Source organism: Anoxybacillus sp. LAT27 (genome assembly GCF_022030075.1).
Taxonomy (GTDB): domain Bacteria; phylum Bacillota; class Bacilli; order Bacillales; family Anoxybacillaceae; genus Anoxybacillus; species Anoxybacillus kestanbolensis.
The window spans coordinates 1-7,952 of sequence record NZ_JAIWYK010000015.1; the positions used below are offsets into that span (position 1 = coordinate 1).

Below are 7,952 nucleotides of genomic sequence, written 5' to 3' on the forward strand. Positions count from 1 at the left end.
GTGTTCCTCAGACCGGAAGTTTGCCGCTCGCTTCCTTCAGATTCCGCGTCGCCACGGACACCCTTGCGTTAAGCTAACTGCTACTTCTGCCTTCGCAGTTCGGGACTTTCACCCTAGAGATTGCACTCATGCCGAGCACACTAAAAAACCGCAGAATGGTTCTGCGGTTTATTTTTGATCGTCCATCTTTAGTACAGCCATAAATGCTTCTTGCGGCACTTCAACAGAGCCGACTTGCTTCATGCGCTTTTTCCCTTCTTTTTGCTTTTCAAGCAACTTACGCTTACGAGAAATGTCCCCACCGTAACATTTCGCTAATACGTTTTTACGCAACGCCTTAATCGTTGAACGTGCAATAATTTTATTGCCGATCGCTGCCTGAACAGGAACTTCAAACTGTTGGCGTGGAATTAAGTCTTTTAATTTTTCAACAATCACTTTTCCACGGTCATACGCTGAATCGCGATGAACGATAAACGACAAGGCGTCAACTTTTTCACCATTTAATAAAATATCCATCTTCACTAGCTTAGACGGCTTATAACCGATTAATTCATAGTCAAACGATGCGTATCCTTTTGTGCTCGATTTTAAAATATCGAAGAAATCGTATACGATTTCAGCAAGTGGTAATTCGTACGTCAACGTAACGCGACGCTCGTCTAAATATTGCATATCACCGAAAATGCCGCGTTTCTTTTGACATAGTTCCATAACAGGACCGACGTAATCGTTTGGCACCATAATTGTCGCACGTACATACGGTTCTTCCACACGTTCAATTTTTTGTGGATCTGGCATGTTGGATGGATTATCGACGGCGAGTTCTGTTCCATCTGTCAAATATACTTTATATACAACGCTTGGCGCTGTTGCAATAATGTCAATGTTAAATTCACGTTCTAAACGCTCTTGAATAATTTCCATATGCAAAAGTCCTAAGAAACCGCAACGGAAACCGAAGCCAAGCGCTTGTGACGTTTCCGGCTCAAACTGCAACGCCGCATCGTTTAATTGTAGCTTTTCTAACGCCTCACGCAAATCGTTGTAACGCGCTGTATCAATTGGATATAATCCACAAAACACCATCGGATTTAAACGGCGATACCCCGGAAGCGGTTCGTTTGCTGGGTTGTCGGCATGCGTAATCGTATCCCCGACGCGCGTATCGCTTACGTTTTTAATCGATGCGGTTAAATATCCAACATCACCGACGGTCAATTCATCAACGACTTTCGCTTTCGGTGTGAATACCCCGACTTCAACGACTTCAAACTCTTTTCCTGTCGCCATCATTTTAATTTTTTGACCAGCTTTTACTGTTCCTTCGACCACGCGAATGTATGCGACAACCCCTCGATATGGATCGTAAAGCGAGTCGAAAATAAGTGCTTTAAGCGGTGCATCTGGATCTCCGGATGGAGCAGGAATTTTTTGAACGATTTGCTCTAAAATTTCGTCGATCCCGATGCCGACTTTGGCTGATGCCAACACAGCTTCGGATGCGTCAAGACCGATGACATCTTCAATTTCTTGACGAACACGTTCAGGATCGGCACTTGGTAAATCAATTTTATTAATAACAGGTAAAATTTCCAAGTTGTTATCGATCGCCAAATATACGTTCGCAAGCGTTTGCGCCTCAATGCCTTGCGCTGCGTCAACGACTAAAATTGCCCCTTCACACGCCGCTAAGCTACGTGACACTTCGTACGTAAAGTCGACGTGCCCAGGCGTATCAATGAGATGTAAAATGTAGTCTTGTCCATCTTTCGCTTTGTAATGAAGCTGGACGGCATTTAATTTAATCGTAATGCCGCGCTCGCGCTCTAACTCCATCGAATCGAGCGCTTGCTCTTTCATCTCGCGCTCAGATAGCGCACCTGTCTTCTCGAGAATGCGGTCAGCAAGTGTCGATTTGCCGTGATCGATATGCGCAATAATGGAAAAGTTGCGAATACGATCTCGTCTCTTTAGTCTTTCTTCACGATTCATCTATGTTCCACTCCTATAATTTCCGAAATACGCTAGCTTTGATTATAGCAACAACGTTCGCAATATTCAACGCAAAAAAAGAAAAGGCGGAGTGCTATCCTGCCTTTTGCATCAATGAGAACATTTGTTCAACGAGCGAATGAACGAATGTCGCAAGTTTTTGTCCCGCTTTTGAAAACATGTTAAATGCCTCAATTTGTTGCAGTTTTTCTTTTTTCTCTTCGATGGATTGACCGAGCACGATCGTTTCATCTTTTGATACATGTACAACTTGCTCGAGAGAAGGATCGTTATACCCTTTCATTTTTCGCATTCCTTCGTTCGCTTGCTGCATGCCGAGCAATACCCCGACTAAAAAAATGACGGCGATGAGTAAACTTTGCATCATAAATTTCACCATCTTACCCACCTACTTTTTCTCCGCTGGTTGTGTCGCATTCACCTTCTCCGCTTGCCAATAATATTCACTAAATACATCCGCTACAGCTGCTGCTGTTCGATACAATTCTTGAAATGTATTATCCACACCGCCAAACTCAATTAAAATGGCGTTTTCCGATAAATCTTGATTGAACTTTCCGTTTGTGCCGACCCCTTTTTTCTCAAACGTGCCACGGCTCAAGCCCGGATATTTTTTTTCTAGCATTTCATGCAATTTTGTTACCAACTGTAAATTTTTTTCATACTTCGCATTTTCTCCACCGATAATAAACGACACTCGCGCATAATCCACTCCGTTAATCGTCACCGTCGTATCGTTGCGGCGTCGAGAATCGCGGTGAATATCAATCAAATATTGCACGTCACGATTGTTTGCCATCGCTTCAACGACCGTTTTACGCGACATATCATACGCTTGATAATATTCCATGTTATTTTTCAACAACTTCCCTATAAAGTCGGTCGTATCAACAACCGTTCCAATGCCGCGCTTTTCTAGCTCTTCTCCTAATTTTTTGCCAACTTTTGTCACATTCACAGTCGGATGATGCGCAAAGTTTGGATTTGTGACCCCTTTTAATGCTGGTAAATACGATTCTTGTGTATGCGTATGATAAATGTAAACGACTTTCTTTCCTCCTGTCGTTTGCGACGGCGCAGGAGCAGGTGGTGCTTCCTCCTCGTGAAGTTGTTCTTGGGCAGCTTCACGCTCCGCAAGCAACACCTCTAAAGGAGGAGGAGATTCGTATGGAATGTTTGTAAAGTCCGTTCCTTCCCCAGCTAAAATAATTTCGCTATCATATAACGAAAAACCGGGAAGCTCTCGTCCGAGCAAGCTGCGTGGATCGTTCAAATTAACGCTTGTCGTCATTTGAAAAAAATATTGGGAATACGGGAATTGTTGTTTATCTTTCGGCAACGTTTGACGAAAGTACACATTTTCAAAAGAAAGCAAATGCACGAGCGATTCCGTTGAAAATTGATTCGCCACTTCATGAACAGACGAAGAAGAGAGGCGATATGTCGATGTCGCTGTCATCGTGGCGACAACTGTCAACGTTCCCATAAATGTAAACAAAATAAATACGAGCCACTTTTTTATACTCGTTCCGTGAACGGTCACCATCATGTTCATCACTTCACCCTTTCAAAGCTTGTCTACTCTATCAATATGACAACGCTTTGAAAGATAGAACGAAAAAACTAATGCGTATATGCCCCAACGTTTTCTTGATCAATCCGATGATGCAAAGCAGCGTTCAGCCCGCTCGCCAATATGTTCGCCATTTCCTCGATAAATACGTCGACTTCTTTTGGTGTAACCATTAAATTATGACCGATCGGGGCAAGCACTTCATAAATTAACCGCCGCTTTTCTTCGTCATCCAATAGACCGACCATCCCTAAAAAAGCTGAACGATCTGCCTCGCTCGGTAAATCTTCTTCCGTTAACTTTTTTTTCTTTCCGAATACGAGACTTGCTGGCGCAAGCGCACGAGCTGCTCGATTGCCTTCCTTCATCTCACGACCGAGATGCTTTAGCAACAAATCAATCGTATCGCTTGCAATCGATACAGCATCAACAACGGTCGGTACACCAATCGCAATCACGGGAATACCTAGCGTTTGTTTACTTAACTCTTTTCTTTTATTCCCAACACCCGCTCCTGGATGAATGCCTGTATCGGAAATTTGAATGGTAGCATTTACTCGTTCAATCGAACGCGCGGCTAACGCATCAATCGCAATAATAAAATCTGGTTGAGTTTTTTCGACAATCCCTGCAATCACGTCGCTCGTTTCAATTCCGGTCATCCCCATTACTCCTGGAGCGAGCGCGCTCACCGAGCGAAATCCGTCTTGAACACTTTCCGGTTGCAACTGAAATAAATGCCGCGTCACTAATAAGTTCGATACAGCTAGTGGACCGAGCGCATCGGGAGTTACTTCCGCATTCCCTAATCCGACAACAAGACAACTTGCTTCTCGTGGGATGCCAAGCTGCTGTAAAAAAGCATAAAAATGTTTAGCAAAAAGCTTTTCTACTTTTTGCTGTAAGTCGGTATCCTGTGTACGAATGCCTTGGGCTTCAATTGTTAAATACTTTCCTGCTTTTTTTCCTAACGTTTTTGCCCCTTCTTCCGTCACTTCTACAAATGAAAAATGAACACCATCTTCTTCCCAGTCACGAATCAATACCCCCTCAAGCGAAGTTTCCTGCTTGTTTTGTAGTCGTTCTTCAATCGCTATTTCATGCGCTTCAATCGCTAAATCCGTTCGTACACTATACGGTCGTAAATCAATCATACCGCTTCCTCCATGTATTTTTTATCATTTGTTTTATCCATTTTCCTCCTTTTTCATACAATCGTACTTTTCCGTCTTTGCCCTATTGCATAATTAAGAGCAGTTTGGTAGAATATCACTTGTTCTTATTGTTCATCGAACTGTCGCGTATTGAACGTATATATTTGCGATCGGTTAATGGAGGTGAAAAAAAATGGCAAACATTAAATCTGCAATTAAACGTGCAAAAACAAGCGAAAAGCGCCGCGCTCATAACGCATCTATGAAATCAGCAATGCGCACAGCAATCAAAAAATTTGAGGCGCTTGTTGAGTTAAAAGACGTGGAAAAAGCAAAAGAAGCTTTCGTATTTGCGACAAAAAAAATCGACAAAGCGGCTAGCAAAGGCTTAATCCACAAAAACGCTGCAAATCGCTATAAATCACGTTTAGCGAAAAAATTAAACAGCATTACAGCATAATGAAAAAACAGCTTGTCATACTCGGCAAGCTGTTTTTCTGTTTGGGAGGGGAACATATGCATTGGGTGAAAGAACAGTTAAAAACCATTTCGTTATTTTCTCAACTATCTGATGAAGAATTAGATGCGATTGTACATATTGCAACCGTCCGCACATGCAAACCGAAAACGCTCGCCTTTATGCAAGGAGATCCGCTCGATCGTGTTTTTTTCATCGTCCGTGGTACAGTAAAAATTTACAAAACAGATGTTAGCGGAAAAGAACAAATTGTATCTATTTTGCACGAAGGAGAGATGTTTCCGCACACCGGCTTTTTTCGACGTGGTACATACCCAGCGCACGCTGAAATGATGAATGAAACGACGCTTATTGTCATTCCTATTGAACAATTTGAACAAACACTCATTTGTTATCCACAACTATGCATAAAGCTGTTTCGCATCATGGGAGAAAAAATTATTGAATTACAAACACGGTTAGAAGAACTTGTTTTTCACAATACAGCTGAACAATTAGCCCGACTTTTCATCCGATTAGCGAAAACAAGCGGCGTGTATGTCAACGGCCGTTATCGTTTAAAAGCGACGCTTACAACTCGCGAATTGGCTAATATGATCGGCACCGCACGCGAAACAGTCAGTCGTGTACTCAGTCAAATGAAACAGCAAGGCGTCGTAACAACAGATGACAACGGCTACTATATCATTGATGTCGAGGCGCTACAACAAAAGCGGTAGATTGTTTCTCTACCGCTGTAACTTTAAGAAAAACAACTGCAATAACAACTGTTTGTCCATTGCACTACTTTTGAGCGCATAATCTGTTTCCGCTAAATCATATAAAATGTGCATTAACTGCTGTTCCGAAAATCCGCCCGCATAACTTGCCGCCATTTTTACACGAAACGGATGAACACCTAACATCGAGGCCATTTGTTGTTGACCGTATCCTGTTTTCATCAATTCTTTCACTTCATAAATGAGCCGAAATTGGCTAGCCAACAATGCGACAAGCTTAATCGGCTCTTCATTTTGACGTAATAAATCTTGAAGTGTTTGTAACGCATCTGTGATGTTCCGCTTGGCAATCTGTTCGACGAGAACGAAGACGTTTTGTTCAAGTGTACGCGATACAAGCAACCGAACATCGTCAGCTGTAATGGAACGCCCTTCAGCAAAAAGCATCAACTTCTCAATTTCGTTTGCTAATGTCGCTAAATCGGTGCCTGACAATGCAAGCAACACGTCAATCGCGTTATCATCAATTTGACATTGTCCTTTCACCCATTGTTTTAACTCTTTTTCGTTTAACGGTTTAGCAACGATGACATGCGCTTTTTTTAATAACGCTTTCGTCACTTTTTTTCGTTCATCAAGTTTTTCATACGAACCGACAAACATGACACTTGAAAACGGAGCAGGTTTGTCAATATAGGCTTCTAGCCGTTTCACATCGTGCTCTACTTTTTCTTTTCCTTTTTCCGTTGTTAAAAAATACGGCTGCTTGACGATGACGATTTTCCTCTCCCCAAAAAACGGAAGCGTTTCCGCATCTTCAAGCGCCACCTCGATAGGCGTTTCTTCGCAATCATATGTACTAACATTCCATTCACGTTCTTCGTCTGACAATGCCCGACGAATGATTTGTTCATACGCTTGTTTCATTAAAAAATGCTCCGTGCCATATATGACATATAGTTGTTCCATGTTCTCTTCCCCATTCTTCATCCATCTTCTCTAAAGAACATACAACGTTTCGGAGCATTTTACAAGGGAGTTAGCAGATGAGAATCGCCAACTCCCATTTATTTAAACGTTGGAAAACAAGCCCTAGGAACTCGTTTATCCAACGGGTATCCTTATCTTTTCCGATCTGACGCGAACTATTTGTGACAACTGTTGTCAACGATGTAGATTTTCTTTCTTTTTTCCCTTATACTAATGGGTGAGAAAATAGGAGGGATGGTCATGAACGAATTTGAAAAAAACGTTCAATGTACGCGCAACGACGCCGTTGACTCGGCTGTTGGCTTCATCGTGTCATTCGGCTTTTTCGCCACGATGTTCGTTATCGCCACACTTGTAAAATTTTTCGGTGCATAATGGACACCTAAAAGAGATTGCGTGTTGCAGTCTCTTTTTTCTTGTATATTATGGCAAGAACGTCTGAATGGTGCTTATCCGCTCGTCAACTACCCAACGACTAAAGTCGTGGGCTTGCAACTCCCCAGAAGTGCAAGCGGATGTTATCCTCCTTCCTTCACTTGGGGTTGCATCAGGGCAGGTTGACAACTACCCAACAACAAAAGTCATGCTTTTATTGTTTCTTCAACGATGTACTCGATTCCTTTTCGTTGAAGATTCATCGCACCAACTCGGTCATCGTTTGATGTATATTGGCATGTTTGGCAACAGAACGTGTGCGTTTTCTTATTTCGATTCGCCTTTGCTGTATGTCCGCATTTTGGACATGTTTGGGATGTGTATGTTGGGTCTACCACAATCACTTTGGCTTGGTGTTTGCGTGCTTTGTACTCGATTTTTTGTCTTAAATCATAAAACGCCCAAGATACCATTTCATACCGATGGTTAACGGACACTTTTTCTGTTCTTTGGCGAACACCTGTTAAATCCTCTAACACAAACAGCGTGTTCTTACCATAACGCTCAACGAGTGCCTTACTGATGCAATGGTTGACATCTTGCATCCAACGGTTTTCTCGTTGACCGATTTTCTTTAATCTTCTACG

Annotated in this window: 9 protein-coding genes; 3 read left to right on the top strand and 6 right to left on the bottom strand. The window is 42.4% G+C overall.

Going from position 1 to position 7,952, the window contains the following annotated elements; genetic code table 11:
• Window positions 1-168: 168 nt before the first annotated feature.
• The 4 genes from lepA to gpr all read right to left on the bottom strand — a co-directional run bounded on the left by lepA (window position 169) and on the right by gpr (window position 4,743).
• Window positions 169-1,995: a translation elongation factor 4 gene (lepA, locus tag LD028_RS01360; protein WP_006317830.1), complete on the bottom strand. Its 1,827-nt coding sequence runs from the start codon at window positions 1,993-1,995 to the stop codon at window positions 169-171.
• Window positions 1,996-2,089: 94 nt separating this feature from the next.
• Window positions 2,090-2,395 carry a YqxA family protein gene (locus tag LD028_RS01365; RefSeq protein ID WP_077428824.1) on the bottom strand — a complete coding sequence of 102 codons (306 nt, stop codon included), beginning with the start codon at window positions 2,393-2,395 and terminating at the stop codon, window positions 2,090-2,092.
• A 9-nt stretch (window positions 2,396-2,404) separates the two neighbouring features.
• Entirely contained in the window at window positions 2,405-3,574 is a 1,170-nt protein-coding gene (spoIIP, locus tag LD028_RS01370; RefSeq protein WP_129000590.1) for a stage II sporulation protein P, read from the bottom strand.
• Between the two features lie 65 nt (window positions 3,575-3,639).
• Window positions 3,640-4,743 (bottom strand): GPR endopeptidase, encoded by a 1,104-nt coding sequence (gene gpr, locus LD028_RS01375; protein ID WP_077428828.1) that lies wholly within the window; start codon window positions 4,741-4,743, stop codon window positions 3,640-3,642.
• A 193-nt stretch (window positions 4,744-4,936) separates the two neighbouring features.
• On the opposite strand from gpr, the gene rpsT reads away from it, so the two are divergent.
• Together rpsT and LD028_RS01385 are read left to right on the top strand one after the other, a co-directional pair.
• Window positions 4,937-5,203, top strand: a complete 267-nt coding sequence (rpsT, locus tag LD028_RS01380; RefSeq protein WP_237810676.1) for a 30S ribosomal protein S20 — start codon at window positions 4,937-4,939, stop codon at window positions 5,201-5,203.
• Between the two features lie 56 nt (window positions 5,204-5,259).
• Window positions 5,260-5,940 carry a Crp/Fnr family transcriptional regulator gene (locus LD028_RS01385; RefSeq protein WP_237810678.1) on the top strand — a complete coding sequence of 227 codons (681 nt, stop codon included), beginning with the start codon at window positions 5,260-5,262 and terminating at the stop codon, window positions 5,938-5,940.
• A gap of 9 nt (window positions 5,941-5,949) precedes the next feature.
• Here LD028_RS01385 and holA read toward each other — a convergent pair whose 3' ends face one another.
• Entirely contained in the window at window positions 5,950-6,930 is a 981-nt protein-coding gene (holA, locus tag LD028_RS01390; protein ID WP_284693574.1) for a DNA polymerase III subunit delta, read from the bottom strand.
• A gap of 240 nt (window positions 6,931-7,170) precedes the next feature.
• On the opposite strand from holA, the gene LD028_RS01395 reads away from it, so the two are divergent.
• Entirely contained in the window at window positions 7,171-7,305 is a 135-nt protein-coding gene (locus LD028_RS01395; RefSeq protein WP_237810680.1) for a YqzM family protein, read from the top strand.
• A 206-nt stretch (window positions 7,306-7,511) separates the two neighbouring features.
• Here LD028_RS01395 and LD028_RS01400 read toward each other — a convergent pair.
• The coding region (locus LD028_RS01400; protein WP_237810681.1) for an RNA-guided endonuclease TnpB family protein at window positions 7,512-7,952 on the bottom strand (441 nt) is incomplete at its 5' end.

What these genes read in the sequence shown, in the direction of transcription:
- holA (WP_284693574.1), bottom strand. Translation starts at nt 6,930, where the DNA reads ATGAAGAATGGGGAAGAGAACATGGAACAACTATATGTCATATATGGC.
- LD028_RS01395 (WP_237810680.1), top strand. Translation starts at nt 7,171, where the DNA reads ATGAACGAATTTGAAAAAAACGTTCAATGTACGCGCAACGACGCCGTT.
- LD028_RS01385 (WP_237810678.1), top strand. Translation starts at nt 5,260, where the DNA reads ATGCATTGGGTGAAAGAACAGTTAAAAACCATTTCGTTATTTTCTCAA.
- gpr (WP_077428828.1), bottom strand. Translation starts at nt 4,743, where the DNA reads ATGATTGATTTACGACCGTATAGTGTACGAACGGATTTAGCGATTGAA.
- lepA (WP_006317830.1), bottom strand. Translation starts at nt 1,995, where the DNA reads ATGAATCGTGAAGAAAGACTAAAGAGACGAGATCGTATTCGCAACTTT.
- rpsT (WP_237810676.1), top strand. Translation starts at nt 4,937, where the DNA reads ATGGCAAACATTAAATCTGCAATTAAACGTGCAAAAACAAGCGAAAAG.
- LD028_RS01365 (WP_077428824.1), bottom strand. Translation starts at nt 2,395, where the DNA reads ATGGTGAAATTTATGATGCAAAGTTTACTCATCGCCGTCATTTTTTTA.